19 protein-coding genes and 1 tRNA gene are annotated in these 17,751 nt (G+C 59.0%); 8 read left to right on the forward strand and 12 right to left on the reverse strand.

Going from position 1 to position 17,751, the window contains the following annotated elements:
* Positions 1-114 precede the first annotated feature (114 nt).
* Genes DXH95_RS12190 through fliE form a run of 5 tightly spaced genes read right to left on the reverse strand, consistent with a single transcriptional unit; the run spans position 115 to position 4,999 of the window.
* A complete protein-coding gene (locus DXH95_RS12190; protein ID WP_115549804.1) occupies positions 115-1,401 on the reverse strand; it encodes a FliI/YscN family ATPase in 1,287 nt (428 codons plus the stop codon).
* Positions 1,402-1,442: 41 nt separating this feature from the next.
* Positions 1,443-2,006: a FliH/SctL family protein gene (locus tag DXH95_RS12195; RefSeq protein WP_115549805.1), complete on the reverse strand. Its 564-nt coding sequence runs from the start codon at positions 2,004-2,006 to the stop codon at positions 1,443-1,445.
* Positions 1,999-3,003, reverse strand: a complete 1,005-nt coding sequence (locus DXH95_RS12200) for a flagellar motor switch protein FliG (protein WP_239016636.1) — start codon at positions 3,001-3,003, stop codon at positions 1,999-2,001. Before DXH95_RS12200 ends, DXH95_RS12195 begins: the two co-directional genes overlap by 8 nt.
* A complete protein-coding gene (fliF, locus tag DXH95_RS12205; RefSeq protein WP_115549806.1) occupies positions 2,996-4,660 on the reverse strand; it encodes a flagellar basal-body MS-ring/collar protein FliF in 1,665 nt (554 codons plus the stop codon). Before fliF ends, DXH95_RS12200 begins: the two co-directional genes overlap by 8 nt.
* Before the next feature lie 3 nt (positions 4,661-4,663).
* The gene (gene fliE / locus DXH95_RS12210) at positions 4,664-4,999 is read right to left on the reverse strand and encodes a flagellar hook-basal body complex protein FliE (protein WP_115549807.1); all 336 of its coding nucleotides are present in this window, start codon (positions 4,997-4,999) and stop codon (positions 4,664-4,666) included.
* Between the two features lie 227 nt (positions 5,000-5,226).
* Between fliE and DXH95_RS12215 the strand changes: the two genes are divergently transcribed.
* Together DXH95_RS12215 and DXH95_RS12220 are read left to right on the forward strand one after the other, a co-directional pair.
* The gene (locus DXH95_RS12215; protein WP_115549808.1) at positions 5,227-6,039 is read left to right on the forward strand and encodes a flagellin N-terminal helical domain-containing protein; all 813 of its coding nucleotides are present in this window, start codon (positions 5,227-5,229) and stop codon (positions 6,037-6,039) included.
* Between the two features lie 178 nt (positions 6,040-6,217).
* A tRNA-Met gene (locus tag DXH95_RS12220) sits at positions 6,218-6,294 on the forward strand.
* A 130-nt stretch (positions 6,295-6,424) separates the two neighbouring features.
* Here DXH95_RS12220 and DXH95_RS12225 read toward each other — a convergent pair.
* From DXH95_RS12225 to DXH95_RS12245, 5 genes are all read right to left on the reverse strand, one after another.
* Complete coding sequence (locus DXH95_RS12225; RefSeq protein ID WP_115549809.1) at positions 6,425-7,306, reverse strand: enoyl-CoA hydratase; 882 nt, start codon at positions 7,304-7,306, stop codon at positions 6,425-6,427.
* Between the two features lie 82 nt (positions 7,307-7,388).
* Entirely contained in the window at positions 7,389-8,210 is an 822-nt protein-coding gene (locus DXH95_RS12230) for a hydrolase 1, exosortase A system-associated (RefSeq protein ID WP_115549810.1), read from the reverse strand.
* On the reverse strand, positions 8,198-8,893 hold the full coding sequence (locus tag DXH95_RS12235) for an alpha/beta hydrolase family protein (RefSeq protein WP_147291734.1): 696 nt from the start codon (positions 8,891-8,893) through the stop codon (positions 8,198-8,200). The genes DXH95_RS12230 and DXH95_RS12235 overlap by 13 nt, the downstream gene beginning before the upstream one ends.
* Positions 8,890-9,159, reverse strand: coding sequence for a phosphopantetheine-binding protein (locus DXH95_RS12240; protein ID WP_115549812.1), 270 nt, complete (start codon positions 9,157-9,159; stop codon positions 8,890-8,892). The genes DXH95_RS12235 and DXH95_RS12240 overlap by 4 nt, the downstream gene beginning before the upstream one ends.
* Positions 9,160-9,176: 17 nt before the next feature.
* Complete coding sequence (locus DXH95_RS12245) at positions 9,177-10,202, reverse strand: GNAT family N-acetyltransferase (protein ID WP_115549813.1); 1,026 nt, start codon at positions 10,200-10,202, stop codon at positions 9,177-9,179.
* A 43-nt stretch (positions 10,203-10,245) separates the two neighbouring features.
* On the opposite strand from DXH95_RS12245, the gene DXH95_RS12250 reads away from it, so the two are divergent.
* On the forward strand, positions 10,246-11,871 hold the full coding sequence (locus DXH95_RS12250; RefSeq protein ID WP_115549814.1) for an acyl-CoA ligase (AMP-forming), exosortase A system-associated: 1,626 nt from the start codon (positions 10,246-10,248) through the stop codon (positions 11,869-11,871).
* On the forward strand, positions 11,868-13,109 hold the full coding sequence (locus DXH95_RS12255) for a pyridoxal-dependent decarboxylase, exosortase A system-associated (protein WP_115549815.1): 1,242 nt from the start codon (positions 11,868-11,870) through the stop codon (positions 13,107-13,109). Before DXH95_RS12250 ends, DXH95_RS12255 begins: the two co-directional genes overlap by 4 nt.
* A 1-nt stretch (position 13,110) precedes the next feature.
* On the opposite strand, the gene DXH95_RS12260 is transcribed toward DXH95_RS12255, so the two are convergent.
* Both DXH95_RS12260 and DXH95_RS12265 read right to left on the reverse strand, forming a co-directional pair.
* Positions 13,111-13,587, reverse strand: a complete 477-nt coding sequence (locus DXH95_RS12260) for a bactofilin family protein (RefSeq protein ID WP_115549816.1) — start codon at positions 13,585-13,587, stop codon at positions 13,111-13,113.
* Positions 13,523-14,686, reverse strand: a complete 1,164-nt coding sequence (locus tag DXH95_RS12265; protein WP_115549817.1) for a M23 family metallopeptidase — start codon at positions 14,684-14,686, stop codon at positions 13,523-13,525. The genes DXH95_RS12260 and DXH95_RS12265 overlap by 65 nt, the downstream gene beginning before the upstream one ends.
* Before the next feature lie 303 nt (positions 14,687-14,989).
* Between DXH95_RS12265 and DXH95_RS12270 the strand changes: the two genes are divergently transcribed.
* The 4 genes from DXH95_RS12270 to DXH95_RS12285 all read left to right on the forward strand — a co-directional run bounded on the left by DXH95_RS12270 (position 14,990) and on the right by DXH95_RS12285 (position 17,750).
* On the forward strand, positions 14,990-16,246 hold the full coding sequence (locus tag DXH95_RS12270; RefSeq protein WP_239016637.1) for a glutamate-5-semialdehyde dehydrogenase: 1,257 nt from the start codon (positions 14,990-14,992) through the stop codon (positions 16,244-16,246).
* The gene (locus tag DXH95_RS12275) at positions 16,247-16,876 is read left to right on the forward strand and encodes a nicotinate-nucleotide adenylyltransferase (RefSeq protein ID WP_115549819.1); all 630 of its coding nucleotides are present in this window, start codon (positions 16,247-16,249) and stop codon (positions 16,874-16,876) included.
* A gap of 66 nt (positions 16,877-16,942) precedes the next feature.
* A complete protein-coding gene (gene rsfS, locus DXH95_RS12280; protein ID WP_239016672.1) occupies positions 16,943-17,287 on the forward strand; it encodes a ribosome silencing factor in 345 nt (114 codons plus the stop codon).
* A 40-nt stretch (positions 17,288-17,327) separates the two neighbouring features.
* Complete coding sequence (locus DXH95_RS12285) at positions 17,328-17,750, forward strand: 23S rRNA (pseudouridine(1915)-N(3))-methyltransferase RlmH (RefSeq protein ID WP_115549820.1); 423 nt, start codon at positions 17,328-17,330, stop codon at positions 17,748-17,750.
* Position 17,751 lies beyond the last annotated feature (1 nt).

The following is a 17,751-nucleotide window of genomic DNA, read 5'->3' on the forward strand; positions in this document are numbered from 1 at the left end:
GGCGCTGTCTTGTCTGATCCAAAGATCGCTTTTGAAGCTCGGCCTTTACCGTCGCTATTTGTGCCAAGCGGCGCGCCAGCCTGTACTTGCGCAATACGCGTTCGGTTCGTCGGGTCATGCGCCGAAACCTTCGATGAGCACATGGCGGCTTTCGCAAAAGTCTATTTGATCATGCGCATCCTGCATTAGAAATTCGCGCAACTCGGATTGCCGAATAACGGCCTCGTCGAGCAGCGTATCGCTGCCGGGCGCATAGGCACCCATTAAAATCAGGTCGCGATTTTCTTCATAGATCGACCATAGTCGCCGAAAGCGCATTGCAGCGTTGCGATGTGTTTCATCGGCAGTCTCGTTCATAGTACGTGACAGCGAACGGCTGATGTCGATCGCCGGATAGACACCCGATTCTGCAAGGCTGCGCGACAAAAGGATATGGCCATCGACAATGGCCCGCGCGGCGTCGACCACAGGGTCGTCCATATCGCCACCATCGGCCAGAACAGTATAAAGCGCCGTGATCGATCCGCCACTCTGGCGATCACCGCCTGCTCGCTCGATCAGCTGCGGGATAAGCCCGAGCGCCGACGGGGGATAGCCCTTCATCGCGGGTGGTTCGCCTAGTGCCAGGCCGATTTCGCGCCGTGCATGCGCAATTCGTGTCAGGCTGTCGAGCAGCAGGAGAACCTTTTTACCTTGCGAGCGAAAATATTCGGCAATTGCTGTCGCCCGCATTGCCGCCTTCAGGCGCAGCAGCGGCGCTTCGTCGGCAGCGGTGGCGACCACAACGGCGCGCTTGCGCAAGGACGGTGGCAACTTTGTTTCGACGAAATCGCTGACTTCGCGGGCGCGTTCACCGATTAAACCTGCGACGATGATGTCACAATCTGCACCAGTAAGCATCTGTCCCATCAGCACCGATTTGCCGACGCCGGAACCACCGATAATCGCGACGCGCTGGCCTTCTCCCAAAGTCAGCAGCGCGTTGATGGCGCGCACGCCGCAATCAAATGGCTGGGTAACCCGGGCCTTGTTCAGAGGATTGTTGTTGATTCCATTCAGTGGCCAACTATCCGAAAGTGAGGGCTCTGATTCGCCGTCGAGCGGTTGTCCCAACGCATCGATAATGCGTCCCAGTAGACCATTTCCACAGCGCACCCGACCCGCCTCACCGTCAACGACCACACGGGCACCGACCGCAAAGGGGGCGTTGGCGGTTAAGGGGATAGCCAGACTTCGATTGCCGCGAAATCCGACAATTTCGCCGGCGATTAAACGTCCGTCGGCGGCATTGATCCGCACCGGTGTCATCATCGGTGCAGGAAATCCCTCTATTTCGAGCAGCATCGCATCATGCGCCACCAATCGCCCGACTTTGCGGGGCGGCAGACCGTGCAAGTCCATGGCCCGGAGCGCATCGGATAAAGACTGTAGTTGGCGCACAGTCACTTGCCACCCCCGCCGCCCAGTTCAGAACGCATGGCATCCAGCAGGATCATCCGGCCATGTTCGATCCAGCCAGAGTCGGTCTCCAGCCGCAGCGAACCGGGGACAAGCATCGGGTCGGTTTTCAATGCGATACCAAGTTCAAATCCGGTAAGCAGTTCGAGATCGTCGGGGTGCAACCAAATAGTACGAGCAGAATCGATTTGGGCAGCGGCGCGCACGGCTTGCTCGATCTGTCGCATCAGCCATTCGCTGTCGGTCGGTGTCTGACCTACAATCTGGCTGACCAGGCGCTCGATGGTTTCATAAAGCAAATTGCGAATTGTATCCGTGTCAACGGGCTGCAATGCTTCGGCCGATGCCAGCAATTTTTGAAGTCTGATGCGCTCTTCAGCGAAGGCTGCTGATGCCAACTGCTGCCCCTCCGCCATTCCGCGTGCATATTCGTCTATGGTTTCGGCACTTACATGCAGTTGCTTTTCGTCGCGGTCAGGCCACAACTGAAAGTTGTCTTCCGTTCGGAGTTGGTCTCCAAGAAAGGGCTGAAAACTGGTATCAGACATAGTCGTCGCTCTTGCCACCCAGCATGATTTCACCAGTTGCGGCCATCGCTCGGGCAATGGCGACAATTGCCTTGCGGGCTGCCTCGACTTCTTCCCGTTTCACCGGGGCCATTTCGGTTAGTTCGTCGCGTATCGTTTCAGCGGCGCGCGCGGACATAGTGGCGAGGAAACGATCGGACAGTGCCGAATCCGCACCTTTGAGTGCCAAGGCCAAAGTCGCGGCTTCGACCCCGCGAAGCACCGCACCTAGCGACTTGGCTTCAAGCTGGTTGAGGTCTTCGAAGACAAACATTTCGTCTTCGATGGCAGCTGCCAGTTGCTTGTCCTTCTTGCGCATCATGCGCAACACACCTTCACCTACAGTCCGCGGCAGGTTGTTGACGATTTTTGCGACATCGCCTTGCCCGCCAAGAGCGAACGAAGAGCTTGGTTTTCGGGCGCTTTCGACTTGCGCCAAAATGGCTTCGATATCCTCGATCGCCTCAGCGCTAATACTTCCAAGTCGGGCTGTTCGGAACAGCAGGTCAGCCTGTCGTTCATTGTCAATCGGGACCAGCACCTGCGCTGCCATTTCGGATGGCAGCGCAGATAGGATAACGGCACCGACCTGAGGATGTTCGTCGGCTAAAAGGGTGGACAGGGCCTCGACCTCCATCCAGCGAAGCATCGTCAATATTTCACGGCTGCGCTGTGGCGATATTCCAGCCAGCAAATTATCGGCACGGGCAGGGCCTAGCGCTTCGGACATAACGGTTCGGATTTTCCGATCCGCTCTGGGTGTCAGAGCCGAAACCTCTCGACTGCCATCGACAAAGCGACCCAGGGCGCTGGCTACTGTCAATTCGTCCGCTTGTGCAGCATTGTACATTTCGCTTCCCAGCACCCGAACTTCTTCAGGGTCCAGGTGACGCAAGACTTCGGAGGCTTCGTTCTCCTCGAGCAGAAGCATCAGAATGGCGGCCGAAGACGTCCCCCCGATGGTGACCTGACTATCCACGTCCGTTTGCCTGCATCAAATGACGGACTATGTGCGCAGCTCGCTCCGGGTCTTGCTGGACAAAAGCGCGCACCAGTTGCGCACGGGCTTCATAGCCCGGGGCCGCTTCGATCATATCGAGGGTGATGTCCGATGCGTGGCCAGCGCCCTGTTTGGTGGAGGGCGCATTGGTTGCTTCGAGAAGCTGGGTCTGAAGCAGTTCAGCCCGCTCGTGCGCCTGCAATGCTCTGCGTTTCATCGCCTTGCGCAAGGGCAGGCCGATCATCAGGACAATCAGCAACGCCGCGAGAGCACCCCCAGCTTGCCTCAGAAGTGGCCAGAACCATGGTTCGTCCCAAGGCGCGGTTTCCGGTGCCACCTGTTCGGCAAAGGGGCGCGCGGAAATTGCAACCTGATCGCCGCGCTCGGCATTAAATCCTATGGCGCCTTTAACCAGCGTATCGATCTTGGCAATTTCGGCTTCGGAAAGGGCCTTGGCATCTTTGGCTTGCCGCAGTGCCACCGCAATCGACAACCGCTTGAGCTGGCCTTGCGGCTGGTGCGTTACAGAGATTTCTCGACCGTTCTCGAAGCTACGCGCAAAATTTTCCTCGCTCGATCCCTGTGGGTTTTGCGGAATGGCCGGATTTTGCGCGTCCGGCGGTGTCGCTGACACGGTGGTAGCTGGCGGGGGCTGATTCGAAAGCGCCCCAGGGATACCCATGGCTACAGGACTGGGAGAGGCACTGCGCGAGTTGCTGCCCTCTTCTCGCTGCAGTGCGCGACCATCTTCAGGAAAACTCTCGCGCGTCGCCTGACTTTCGCTGGGATCAATTTCGGCATTGATCTCGATCGAAAAGTTTTCGCGCCCCAATACAGGGGTCAGCAGACCGACCAATGCTTCGCGATATCGCGCTTCGAGCCGCGTTTGCAGGTCGAGCAACGCGTTGTTGCTGCCGTCTGCTCCAGACAATAGAGCACCCGATTGGTCGATGACCGAAACTTGCTCGGCACTAAGACCGGGTACGGAGGAAGCGACCAGATGGCGGATTGAACGCACCTGCGCTTCGCCCAAAGTGCGGCCCTGTTGCAGTGTCAGCAGCACCGATGCGGCTGCTGGTTTGGTTTCACGTACAAATACGCTGGGTTCGGAAAGCGCAAGATGCACGCGCGCGATCTTTACGGCGTCGATGGCTTCGATGGTGCGGGCGAGGTCCGCCTCGCGTGCGGCGCGAAGGGTTTCCCCTTCAATCGCCCGGCTGGCACCCATAGGCAAGGCAGCGAGCATCGCATCGCCACTGGGCTGTGCCTTGGGCAAACCTTGCCCAGCGAGCATCATCTTCGCTTCGTGCAGACGGTCAATATCGACCGAAAGCGCACCGCTTACCGGGTCCAGCGAATAACCAATGCCGGACGCCTGCAACGCTTCCGCGACGGTGGCTTTGTCGGTATCCGCCAGCCCGGCATAGAGTGGAGCCTGAGTCGGGCTCTGCAAGCTGAGCCAAACGGTTGCCGCAAGCCCGGCCACACCCAGCAACCCAAGCGCCGGAAGCGCTCGCGCCACAGCAGGCTGGCGTATAAAGCGTGCGATTTCTCCGAAGCGGCCCGCTGCCCCGACAACAGGTATGGCGGTGCTCCCGAGTGGCGCAGATGCCGGAATGATTTCTTGCTCGGCCATTGATTACACCGGCATGTTCATGATGTCGCGATAGGCGGACAACAGCTTGTTACGGACCTGAAGGGTCGCTTCGAACCCGAGCGAAGCCTTTTGCCGTTCGACCATGACGCTAACAATGTCGTGGGTCTCGCCCCGCTCATAAGCGGCAGAAAGTTCCGAGGCCTTGGTCTGCTGTTCGTTAATCGAACGCACAGCGTCCGATAGTGTCTGACTGAACGGCGCGGATACACCCTCGGTCGTGGTTGTACCATCCAGCCCGGTTGCTCGCTGCAGAGCCTGGTTTTGGGCGACGATGGCTGATCGCATTTGCAAAAGTCTGTTCTGGTCGATGACTGTCATGTTTTGCGGTCCTGGTCTTGTACAGACGGGACAAAGCAATGCGCGTGCCATTCAACAGAAAGGCTATAAATTACAGAAGCATGTCGTTACCCCGTCGAAATTCAGCCGTCTCCTCGTCGGAAAACTGACGCCGGAATTAAAGCCGTACCCAATCCTGCCGTTACAGCTTTCGTGGCCGCTCCGTCCGACGGGGAAGCCCCCAGCCAAAGAGCCGGAAAGGAACCAAGATGACTGCAATCAATACCAATGTCAGCGCGCTTCGGGCGCAGAATAGCTCGCGGGTTGCGAGCAACATGCTCGGCACCGCAATGGAGCGCCTGTCGAGCGGCAAACGTATCAACAGCGCAAAGGATGATGCTGCGGGCCTCGCTATCGCCACCCGTATGGATGCCAAGGTGCGGGGCCTCAATCAGGCAATCCGCAACGCCAATGACGGTATTTCGCTCGCTCAAACCGCTGAAGGCGCGATGGGCGAAATTTCGAATATCCTCGTCCGGATGCGCGAATTGTCGGTGCAGGCTGCTAACGGCACCACCGCCACCTCCGATCGCGCAGCAATCCAGACCGAAGTAACGGCCCTGCTCGGTCAGGTCGATGATATCGCTGGTCGCACCGATTTCAACGGCACCAACCTGTTTAACGCCGCCGGTACATTCAGCATCCAGACCGGTGTCGACACCGGCCAGACTGTCTCGATTGCCTTTGTGTCGATGAATGCGACGGGGCTTGGCGTCAACGGCGTCGATATGTCGACGACTGCCGGTGCCTCGACTTCGATGGCGCTGATCAGCACGGCAATCGACACGGTTGCAACCCAGCGCGCCAATCTGGGTGCGGTGCAAAACCGCCTTGATGCAACAGTGAACAATCTGACCTCGACAGCAACCAACCTGTCCGAGTCGAAATCGCGCATCGCCGATGCCGATTTTTCGGCTGAATCGACCAAGCTGGCAGCGGCGCAGATCCTCTCACAGGCGTCGACCGCGATGCTGGCGCAGGCGAACCAGAGCCAGCAGGGCGTACTCAACCTGCTTCGCTAATCAAGAGCCCACAGGGTTCTGGTGACTGGTCCTCCGGAACCCGCAAGCGACACCCCGGCGGCGCGACCCGCCGGGGTGTTATTCTATGTCGAAAGCCTGCAAACCGGCTATTGACCCTTCCGACGCGCATGCCTATAGGCCGCCTCCTGTCCAGCGCCCCGCGCGGACATCCAAGGTTGGCGGAGTAGCTCAGCTGGTTAGAGCGGCGGAATCATAATCCGTAGGTCGGGGGTTCAAGTCCCTCCTCCGCTACCAATAAAATTCAAGATTGAAATTGAAGCCGCACGCGTTGCCATAGTGTGTATTTGGCGTGCGATATTGGAATGGTGCGCCAAGTTCGGCGCACGAATTTCCGATATAGTTGGTCATTCGCAGCGTCGAACTTTCAAGTCTGCTTTCGACCGGCCTTTGCGATATCTTTCGCACCGACACCGCCGACTATGCTGCCTGTAGTCAATTGCATATGCGCATGGGCAAGGTGGTGCATGTGAAAGACGCTGTCCATCGCTGACCTTTTGCCGCGCTGATCCTCGACCAGATTGATGGCCTGTTTGACCATGGCGAGACCGAAGCGCGGGCGCTCGGCGATTTCGTGTGCGATGCCTTCAACCTCTGCCGCCAGACGGTCCCGGGCGACCACGCGGTTGACCATGCCATATTGATAGGCACGGTCGGCGGGCATTTTCTGGCCCAGATACAGAAACTCGCGCGCAATTCGCGGGGGCAGTTCGAATGCATGCGCGAAATATTCAACGCCAGGGATGCCCATTTGGACGACCGGGTCCTGAAAATAGGCATCATCTGATGCGACGATCATGTCGCACACCCATGCGAGCATCAGACCGCCTGCGATGCAGGCACCCTGTACCATCGCGATGGTCGGTTTGGGGATGTCCTGCCAGCGGCGGCACAGGCCAAGATAGAGATCCTGTTCAAGGACATATTGCCGCTCTGCCCCTTTTAGGCCGACATGGTCGTGCCAAATCGCTTTGCGGTCGCGGGTCTGGTTTGAATCGTCGTCTGGCGTACCCAGATCATGGCCTGCCGAGAAATGCTTGCCATTCCCGCCCAGCACGATGACTTTGACTTCCGGGTCATCAGTTGCCGCCCGGAATGCCCGATCAAGCTGGTCGAGCAGTCCAGCATTTTGGGCGTTAGCATATTGTGGCCGGTCCAGCATGATCCATGCAACGCCTTCGCGCTTTTCGTACGTGATGAATTCCGGCTGTCCGTCGACCGCAAATGAAACTGCTGGATGCGTTGCCATCCCACTCTCCCGAAACACCAATGGTGCAGAGGATGTATCAGATGCGACGGATTATCAACAACTGGCTCGCCGTATGTCGCGTTTACCCGTTGGTGGGTTCGAGCGCATTTCTGATTATCTGGCACAACCACAATTTTGAATCGGAATCCGCGAAACTATGCGACGCGCTGTCGAATGTTTCGAGGGTTACTTTATCCCGAGCGCGCACCGCATCAAAGCTATCGCTCTGCCATGCCGAGTGGAATGCCATTGCCGTCGTGTCGCGACGTGCTAGAACGATGGTTGCGGGAACTGAGCTGTTGGCTAGCGCCTTCGCTAGACGGTCTGCTAAAACCCTCGGTTTCTCGTTTTGCGCGGCTGCTTTTATGCCGGATGCCAGCTTCCTTAGATTGATTTTGCCTGTCAATAGATCGCCCAGACTGCGGGGATTTTTCAGCCGTTGCCAATATCGCGCGCGGATGGCTGCTGGTGACGGTGGCGTTGGAGCGTCTGCGTCTGTTTGCGTTTCAATCACCCAAGGATTGGCGAGGACAAGCCGATCGATGGGCAAACCTTGATGGAATAGCGCAAGAGCACTTGCGGCATCGCAATTGCCAAAGGCGACGATATGCTGGAGATGCAGTACTTGTGCGCGGAAGGCAGTGACCGCAGCGGCAATATCTGCCGCGCTGCTTTCGAAACCGCAATTGTCGCCTTCGCTCTCGCCAATCCCGCGTCGGTCATAGCGGAACACCGGATAGCCCAAAGCGGCGACATGCGCAGCCAATGCCGCTTGTCCGGCATGCGCGCCGCTGCGGATCTCATTGCCTCCGCTGACGATCAGCAGACCTGCAGTTTTGTCGCCTTCGTCCAGCGATGCAGCACACCAAGCGCCTTCGCAATCAAAGCCAGTCAGCCGCCGCATGATGCACTCCATAGGTGGAGGTCGGCGGTGATTGCATCCGACATGGCGGGATCGTCCTGCGGCTCGGCGCGCAGCCATAACGTTGAACCGGCAATATCCTGTCCCAAGGCGCGCACTGCGAGTTGCGCGACTTCGGCAGGTTCGGTGCTTGCAAGTTCCTCCACCATCGCTGGGCCTAGCATATTGCCGGCGAGCTCTATGGGCCCGGTCTTCGCAGCCTCGATCAGCGCCGCTTCACTTGTCGTTTTGCCCGCTTCCTTGTCGCCCGCGATCCGGGTGCGGATCATCGTCTTCAGCAGGCTGGAACCCTTTGCCGGGGCCAGTCGCCAGTGCGGCAGATCCGGCGTACCGTCGTCCACCAAAGCACCGCCGCGCAGGGAGGCGATGTGAGTTGCACCGAGTTGCGTGGCAGCAGCGCTGACTGCTTTGCGCCACGTTGAAAGGCTTTGATTTTCCAGCGCCACCAGGCTCTCGTTGCACCCAGGAAGATCGATCAGAAAACTGCCTGTGCCGCGCTCCGCCAACCCGCGCATCGCCTGCACCAGCATCCGGCGGCACCGGTTCATTTCGTCGAAAAACGGGGGAATGATTAATATCCGGCGTGATGCTCCCGCGCCAAAGTAGAGGACATGCTCGTCATGCCCTACAAACTTGTAAGTCCGATAATCGGGGCGCTGGCTCACTCCCGGACCTTGGCCTTTGCAAAAGCGACGAGGCTCCCAAAGCTTTCGAACAGCTCGCCATCGATATCATCATCGTCGATCATAATATCCAGCCGGTCTTCCATCTCGGTCAGCAGGCCTGCGACCGCCATCGAGTCGAGCTCGGGTAGCGCACCGAACAGAGGGGTATCGTCGGTCATTGCCGCCACTGTGGCAGGGGCGACGCCAAGAACATCGACGAGCAGATCGCGGATCGTGGTTTCAACGCTGTCGGGAACGAAAGGCATCTCTTCTCTCTTCTTGGTCAGTTAGAGGCGCGATAGGCGCGCCATTTGCGGATGGCAATGTAGGGCCAGTTGGCGGGATGGTTCGGCCAGAACATCTCCAGCCGGTATCGCTCGCGCACATCGTCCATCCATTCGGCCTTATAGGCATCGTTGCCGGTGCCGAAATCGATCAAGTTGACACGGTCGACATCGATCACATGCTGGAAAAGCGCCGCCGACAAAAGGGTCCCGGGTGAGGCCTGCATGTGGCGCTCGTCATGCGCCAGTTTGTGGATCAGTGCCGTACCGTTTTCGACTGTCCAGAACTGCGCCGCAACAGGCTTGCCTTCGATATAGGCAAGCCCGAGGCGCAGCGCGCCCGCCTCGCTTTCGCGCTCTGCGATCTGGCGCAGGAATTCGGGGCTGCCCTCTTCGGGCTTCCAGCTGCGCGCATAGACCCGCTCATAATCACGCCAGCTTTCCGGGTCATATTCGTTATCGATGCGGATGGTGACTGCGCCGGTCTTGCCCTTGCGTTTGACGGTGTTTTTCAGGCGGCTGGGGCGGCCTTCCCAATAGGCATCGAAGCTGCGGCCCTTGACCTCAAGGATATGGTTCTGATCGCAGATTCCGCGGAATACCGACCAGCCTGTGGCGGCAAAGGCCGCTTCGATTTCGCTTGTGCTACCGTCTTCGTCGGGTACGGGCGAAAGGGTGATGCGGCGGGCGTGTTTTTGCGCCAGCTTTGCTAGTCCGCGCAGTAGGGCAAGGCGCTCAACCTCGCTATCGGTACCGGCAAATATTGGCCTCCACGTGAAATTATACCAGTTGGCGAGAGCGACCAGATGTCCGCTTTCAGCCTGCATCAACGGCATCCAGCCCTGTGCGTCGCCACCTTTGGCTTGCAGCAGGGCAGGGGTCTTGTCGCGCAGCGCCATGCGATGCAGGCATTCGAGCCAGTCCAACCGGTCGAAAAGGCAGGGCTGCGCCTCACGATCAAGCGCGCCTGCAGCGGCGGCTTGCGCAGTCAGGAAATTATCGTGATATTCACACTTAACTGCCAATTATCGCCCCCGATTAACCCTTTACCCTGTGACTTTTGACCCAATGACCGACGATTTGCCAGCCTTTCCGCTCGATCACCTCGCGCTTCGCGGGGTGCCCGACGCACCTGCGCTGCGTCTCAAGGACAAGGTCTATAGTTATCAGTCGTTAAATCATCGTATCGGTCGGCTCGCCGCGATATTGGCCGCCCAAGATTTTACAGCAGGCGACCGGATCGCCACTTGGCTGCCCAAGACCGAACTGGCCTGCCTGATGCCGCTCGCTGCGGTGCGCGCGGGGCTGGTGCATGTGCCGATCAACCCGCTGCTCAAACCCGCACAGGTTAAGCATATCCTGCCGGACAGCGGAGCCAAGGCGCTGCTGACGAGTGCGGTGAGGGCGGGGCAGCTCGAAAGCTACCTTGAAACTGAACACCAACGTCATGCTGAACTTGTTTCAGCAACCATCTCTCCAAACCAACCGAAGAGAGGTGAGGAAGAATGGACCCTGAAACAAGTTCAGGGTGACGACTTAAAATTCGTTGTGCTGGATGAATTGGTAGTGATGTCCGCAATCGACCAACCCGGCGACGTCTTGCCACCACTACCCGCCGATACCGACGCCAACGGCCTTGCCGCGATCCTCTATACCAGCGGCTCGACCGGGCGACCCAAGGGGGTGATGCTCAGCCATGCCAATCTTGCAATCGGCGCGGTCAGTGTGGCGAGCTATCTGAAACTGGCGGCGGATGATGTGACGCTTGCGGTGCTGCCACTCAGCTTTGACTATGGCCAGAACCAGCTGCTTTCAACCTGGCAGGCGGGCGGCTGTGTGGTGCCATTGGACTTTCTTACCCCGCGCGATGTGATCAAGGCTTGCGCACGGCACGGCGTCACCACGCTTGCCGCCGTGCCTCCGCTCTGGGTGCAACTGGTCGAGCAGGATTGGCCCGGGGAAGTCACCACCAACATGCGTCGCCTTACCAACAGCGGCGGCGCGCTCACGCCCTCGCTGGTCAAGGCGCTGCGCGGGATATTCAGAGCAAAGACAGATATTTACGCGATGTACGGGCTGACCGAAGCGTTCCGCTCCACCTATCTCGAGCCTGCGCTGATAGACGCCAATCCAACGAGTATGGGCAAAGCCATTCCCTTTGCCGAAATCATGGTTGTTGCAAAGGATGGCAGCGAGGCCAAGCCGGAAGAACATGGCGAGCTGGTCCATGCCGGGCCGCTGGTCGCACAGGGCTATTGGAAAGATGCGGAGCGCACCGCGCTGCGTTACAAACCCGCGCCAGCCTTCTCCCACTATGGGGGGATGGCGGTCTGGTCTGGAGATACTGTCTGGCGTGATGCGGATGGTCTGCTTTATTTTGTCGGCCGCGACGACGCGATGATCAAGACCAGCGGCAATCGTGTCTCCCCCACCGAAGTCGAAGAAGCCGCCATCGAAAGCGGCTTGGTCGCCGAGGCCTGTGCGCTGGGCCGCAAGGATGATCGGCTGGGCGAGGCAATTGTGCTGTTCGTCCGCGCCAACGGCGCAGCTGATGAGGCGGCACTGCTGGCGCATATGAAGGCCGCACTGCCCAATTTCATGCAGCCCGCAGACTATGTCTGGCTCGACGAATTCCCGAAAAACGCCAATGGCAAGCTGGACAGGGACGGGCTGAAGGATAGGTTGGCCGCATGAGCGAGGCAAAAGCCAAACCCATCGGACCGATCCCGCCCTATTTTGCCTCGATAGACGGTGAGTTGGCGATAGGCGGCAAGACGGCTTCGGCGCTGGTTGCCGAGGCGGGCGATACGCCTTTGTTCGTCTATTCGACCGGAGCGCTTGAAGCGCGCATTGGCGAACTGCGCGCGGCTATGCCGCAGCAATTGGGTATCCATTATGCGATGAAGGCCAATCCCTTTGCGCCTCTGCTTGGCTGGATGAGCGCAAGGGTCGACGGGTTCGATGTCGCATCCGGCGGGGAGTTGAAGCTCGCACTCGACGCAGGTGTGGCGGCAGACAAGATCAGCTTTGCCGGCCCGGGCAAACGTGACCGCGAACTGGAGTTTGCGATCGCGAACGGTGTCACGCTCAACTGCGAGTCGGAGGGCGAAGCGGAGCGCACCTTTGCGATAGGCCAGCGATTGGGGGTCGCGCCGAAAATCGCAGTGCGCGTGAACCCCAGTTTTGACCTCAAGGGCAGCGGCATGAAGATGGGTGGCGGGGCAAAACCCTTTGGCGTCGATGCCGAACGCGTGCCTGCGCTGGTCCAACGCATCATCGCTGCAGGCGCCGACTGGCGCGGCTTTCATATCTATGCGGGCTCGCAGGCGCTCGATGCCGAGGCGATTATCGCGATGCAGGCGCAAACGCTGGCGCTTGCAGCGGAATTGGCGCAGGCGGTAGGGGTTGCTCCACCCAAGGTCAATCTGGGCGGCGGTTTCGGTATTCCCTATTTCCCTGGCGATGCGGCGTTCGATCTCAACACGGTCGGCGGCGCGCTAGGGCAGGCGCTGTCGGCTTTGCCCGATATCCTCAAAAAGACGCATTTTTGCATCGAGTTGGGACGTTATCTGGTCGGCGAAGCGGGGGTCTATCTGTGCCGGGTGGTCGACCGCAAGGTCAGCCATGGTGAAGTCTTCCTCGTGACCGATGGTGGGTTGCACCATCAATTGGCCGCTTCTGGAAATTTCGGCACGGTCATCCGCCGCAACTATCCGGTGGCCATTGCCACGCGCATTGATGCGTCTGCCGATGAAGTCCAATCGGTGGTCGGGTGCCTGTGCACCCCGCTTGACCGCCTATCCGATAGTGCGCTGCTGCCGCGCGCTGAGGTTGGCGATCTGGTCGCGATATTCTGTGCCGGGGCCTATGGTGCAAGCGCGAGCCCGGCCAATTTCCTAGGCCAGGGGGCTGCGCTGGAAATGCTGGTTTAATTCAGCCGACCTTGGTTTCCGCACCCAAGATCAACGGGTCGGTGCGGCTTATATCGATGGTGGCTTTGCCGATATTGGGAACATTGCTGCCGCGATGCTTGAACTTACCTTCGACCATGCCGCCGGGGGCGATGGTAAGGCTCTGATAAACGACATCACCCGAAATGCGCGCACTTGCCTCGATCACCAGATCGCCTGCCTCGATCGAACCATCGACTTTGCCAGAAAGACGGGCGGTTTCAGCGACAACCTTGCCGCTGATCACGCTGCCTTCGCCCTGGACGAGCGAACCGCAGGTGACGTCGCCGTTGATCTTGCCGTCGATATGGAGATCGACCTTAGCTGAGAGATTACCGGTGATTTCAACATCTGATGCGATCACCGAAAAAGTATGTCCGCCCCCGCGCATATTGTTACGCCCCTGCGTCGCTGCGACCGGCAGCGCGGTTTCCGGCGACGGCTTGGATTTCGAGAACATCGGGATTGGCCTCCAGGAATTTGAGCGGGTTGATAGCTGACCCGTTGATACGCACTTCAAAGTGCAAATGCGAGCCGGTTGAACGGCCGGTCGAACCCATGCGTCCGATCTGAACGCCGCGTTTTACATCCTGCCCCAGCGTAGCGGTAAAGCCGCTCATATGGGCATAGCGTGTGACAAGGCCGTTGGGATGGGTGATTTCGATGCAATTGCCATAGCCACCCTGCCATCCGGCAAAGGTGATCTTGCCATCTGCTGCCGCAAGGATCGGGGTGCCGATGGGGCCCTTGAAATCAAGGCCAGCATGCATTGCTGCACCGCCAGTGAAGGGATCGGAACGATAGCCGAAACGGCTCGACATCAAGCCGACAGCTGCAGGCATGCTGGTGGGGATGCCGGCGAGCGCCATTTCCAACGCTTCCATCCGCTCGAGCGCAGTCAGCATGCGGGTGAAGCGCGGGTCACGGACCTGCTTCTGCTTCTTGCCGAAAAAGGGAATGAAGGGGCCGCCCATACCTTGCTTGGCTTCGCGCGCCAGCTGGTCGGGGTTCAGGCCGAATTCGCGGATCGCACCTTCGGCTTTTTGCGAGCGGGCTATGGCGATTTGCGTCATCCGCTCGGCAAAGGCGATCTGGCGGGCTTCAAGCTGAGCGAGTTGTGCAGCCTCGGGAACAGCAAGGCCGATCTTTTTCGCTGTTTCGGCAGCTTCGCCAGTTGCGGGTGCTACGGCTTCGGCAGCGGGCATGTCACCGAAATGTTCTTCAAAAGCGCCTTCCATGACCTTCTGGCGCGCTTCGAGGTCGCTGGCGACCGCTTCCATATCGTCGCGATACTTGGCGACGCGCTCTTCGGCGGTCTCGATCTTTTCCTGCTTGGCAGAAAGCATCATGCGTTCTGCCGACACGCTCACCTGATTGATCATCATGCCCAAGGTGACGACCAACCACAGGCCAACGACAGCCACAATCGTTCCCGCGACCCGGCGCTGCAATTTTGCACTAATCTTGATGAACCGGACATGCCCGTTCGACCGCATGAAAAACTCACGATCAACGAACCATCCGGCCAACCGGTTTTTCCAACCGGCGAACTTGGCCATTTGCGACACGACCCACCCCGTTTTTATTTAGTGACGGGCGCTTAGCAGAGCGATTTGCCGCTGACGAATCGCTTTATTGTGACTCGTGCCGAGTCGGTGGAGTCGTGCGGTGAGTTGTGAGTTTTTACATGAAATCGGATTCTGGCCTATGCTGAGCACCCGGCAAGCATTCGCCAGATACGAACAAAAAGATAAATTTTACAGATACATATTACGAATCAACGCGGGACGCGTAAAATTCCGCCGGAAATGCAGGATTCTGCGGCTTTCGCTTCGCTGTCGGGCGCTCTAGGAAGCAAAACGATGAGTGAAGATGCCACCCAGATTGTCGCCGCAATGACGGCCAAAGCCCGTGCCGCCGCGCGCATAGTTGCGCGTGCCAGCGATGCGAAGAAAGCCGACGCGTTGTTGGCTGCGGCCAAAGCCTTGCGTGCCGCTGCACCGACGATTTTGAACGCCAATGCGGTCGACATGGAGGCTGGTGCGGCGAATGGCCTGTCGGCGGCGATGCTCGACCGACTGAAACTCGACGACAGCCGGATAGAGGGCATTACCTCGGCAGTTGAGCAGGTTGCACATTTGGCCGATCCAGTCGGACAGGTGATTGACCGCAGCGAACGGCCCAATGGCCTCGTCATGGAACGCGTCCGCGTGCCCGTCGGCGTGCTGGCGATCATTTATGAAAGCCGCCCCAATGTGACGGCCGACGCGGCGGCCCTTGGCTTGCGTTCGGGCAATGCGGTGATCCTGCGCGGTGGCAGCGAAGCGGTGCACAGCAACCGCGCGATCCATGCTGCGATGGTCGAAGGCATTGTCAAAGCGGGTCTTCCCGCCGATGCGGTGCAGCTGGTCCCGACACAGGATCGCGCAGCTGTCGGCGCCCTTTTGAAAGCGCAGGGCCAGATCGATATGGTCATCCCGCGCGGCGGCAAGTCGCTGGTGGCACGCGTGCAGGATGAGGCGCGCGTTCCTGTGCTGGCGCATCTCGATGGCATCTGCCATACCTATATCCATGCCAAAGCCGACCCTGCGATGGCAGAGGCGATAGCGGTCAACGCGAAGATGCGCCGCACCGGCATTTGCGGGTCAACCGAAACGCTGCTGATTGATCAGGATTATCCCGAACCTGCGCGGCTGATTGGTGCTTTGCTCGACGCCGGTTGCGAAGTCCGCGCTGACGACATGCTCATGGAACTTGACGCACGTACGGTGCCGGCTGAGGAAGCGGATTGGGGTACTGAATATCTTGATGCGGTTGTGTCTGCAAAGATGGTGTCGGGCGTTGACGAAGCGATCGAACATATTGCCCGCTATGGATCGCAGCACACCGAAAGCATCATCACCAATGACGATACCGCTGCCGCAGATTTCCTGTCGGGCGTCGACAGCGCGATCGTGATGCACAATGCCTCGACGCAATATGCCGATGGCGGCGAATTCGGTCTCGGTGCCGAAATCGGTATAGCCACCGGCCGCCTGCACGCCCGCGGTCCAGTCGCGCTCGAAGGGCTGACCACCTACAAATGGCTGGTCCACGGCTCGGGGCAGACGCGACCATAAATGCTGACGGGCCTTCTCGGCGGATCGTTCAACCCGGCGCATGGCGGGCATCGGTCGATCAGTCTGTTTGCGCTCGACGCGCTCGATCTCGATGAAATCTGGTGGCTGGTCTCACCGGGAAACCCGCTGAAGGCCAATGCGAAAGACATGGCCTCGCACAAGGCGCGGCTTGCTTCGGCAAAAAAAATGGCGCGCCGAGCGCCCATCCGGGCGACCGCGATCGAGGCACAAATGGGCACGCGCTACTCGATCGATACGTTGCGCAAACTGGTACGCCGCTACCCCAATCGCCGCTTCATCTGGATCATGGGGGCGGACAATGTGGCAAATTTCACACGCTGGCGGCGCTGGCGCGATATTGCCCGTTTAATGCCGATTGCGGTTATCGCGCGTCCGGGCTATGACAGTCATGCTGTTGCGGGTCCCGCAATGGCCTGGCTCAGGCGGTACGTCCGGCGTCCGGACCAGCGGCTTTACTGGACGATGTGGAGCACACCGGCGCTTGTATTTCTGCGCTTTCGCCCCGATCCACGCTCGGCCACGGCGGTTCGCCAAGCCAATCCATATTGGTATCGTGATTTTGACGACAGGCGCGTCATCGACGGCGTTACCCACAAAGTTTTGTATTAAGGAGCAATTTTGATCGAACTCGCTACAGTCCCAAGGGGTAAGGCCTCCTCCAGAAATGGACCTGTCCTGCAGCCTGACGAACTGCACAAACTCATCCTCCAATCGCTCGACGACGATCAGGCGCAAGAGGTCGTTTCCATCCCGCTTCAAGGCAAGAGCAGCATCGCCGACTATATGGTCGTGGCGTCCGGCCGTTCGAGTCGTCAAGTTGCATCGATGGCGCAGAAACTGGTCGAGCGCATCAAGCAGGCCGGACGGCATGCCCGTGTCGAAGGCTTGCCGACCGCCGATTGGGTACTGATCGATGCCGAGGATGTGGTCGTGCACCTGTTCCGGCCCGAAGTGCGCAGTTTCTACAATCTGGAACGGATGTGGGGCTTCGGCGACGCGCCCGAGGTTGCGAACGCCTGATTAAATAGGGACAGTCCCTATTTATGGAGAATGGACCGCCATGCGGCTGCACATTATCGCGCGCGGCAAGATCGGACGCTCCCCCGAAAGCGAGCTTGTCGACCGCTATCTGAAGCGCCTGACATGGCCGTACAGGTTGACTGAACTGCCTGATCGCGGCGGAAATATGCCGCCCGCAGAGCGTAATAGTCGCACCGTCCTACTCGACGAAAAGGGCGAGCAGATCGCTTCTTCAGAAATGGCCAAAATGCTCGAGCGCTGGCGCGACGAGGGCATTGCCGAAGTGCGATTTTGTCTTGGTGCCGCAGACGGCTTTGATGATGCTGATCGCACCGCTGCCGATAGGCTTATAGCCTTTGGCCGTACTACTTGGCCCCATTTGATGGCGCGGGCGATGTTGGCTGAACAGCTCTATCGGGCCACTTCTATCCTTGCCAATCACCCTTATCATCGCGAAGGATAGG

Source organism: Sphingorhabdus pulchriflava (genome assembly GCF_003367235.1).
In the GTDB taxonomy this organism is placed as follows: domain Bacteria; phylum Pseudomonadota; class Alphaproteobacteria; order Sphingomonadales; family Sphingomonadaceae; genus Sphingorhabdus_B; species Sphingorhabdus_B pulchriflava.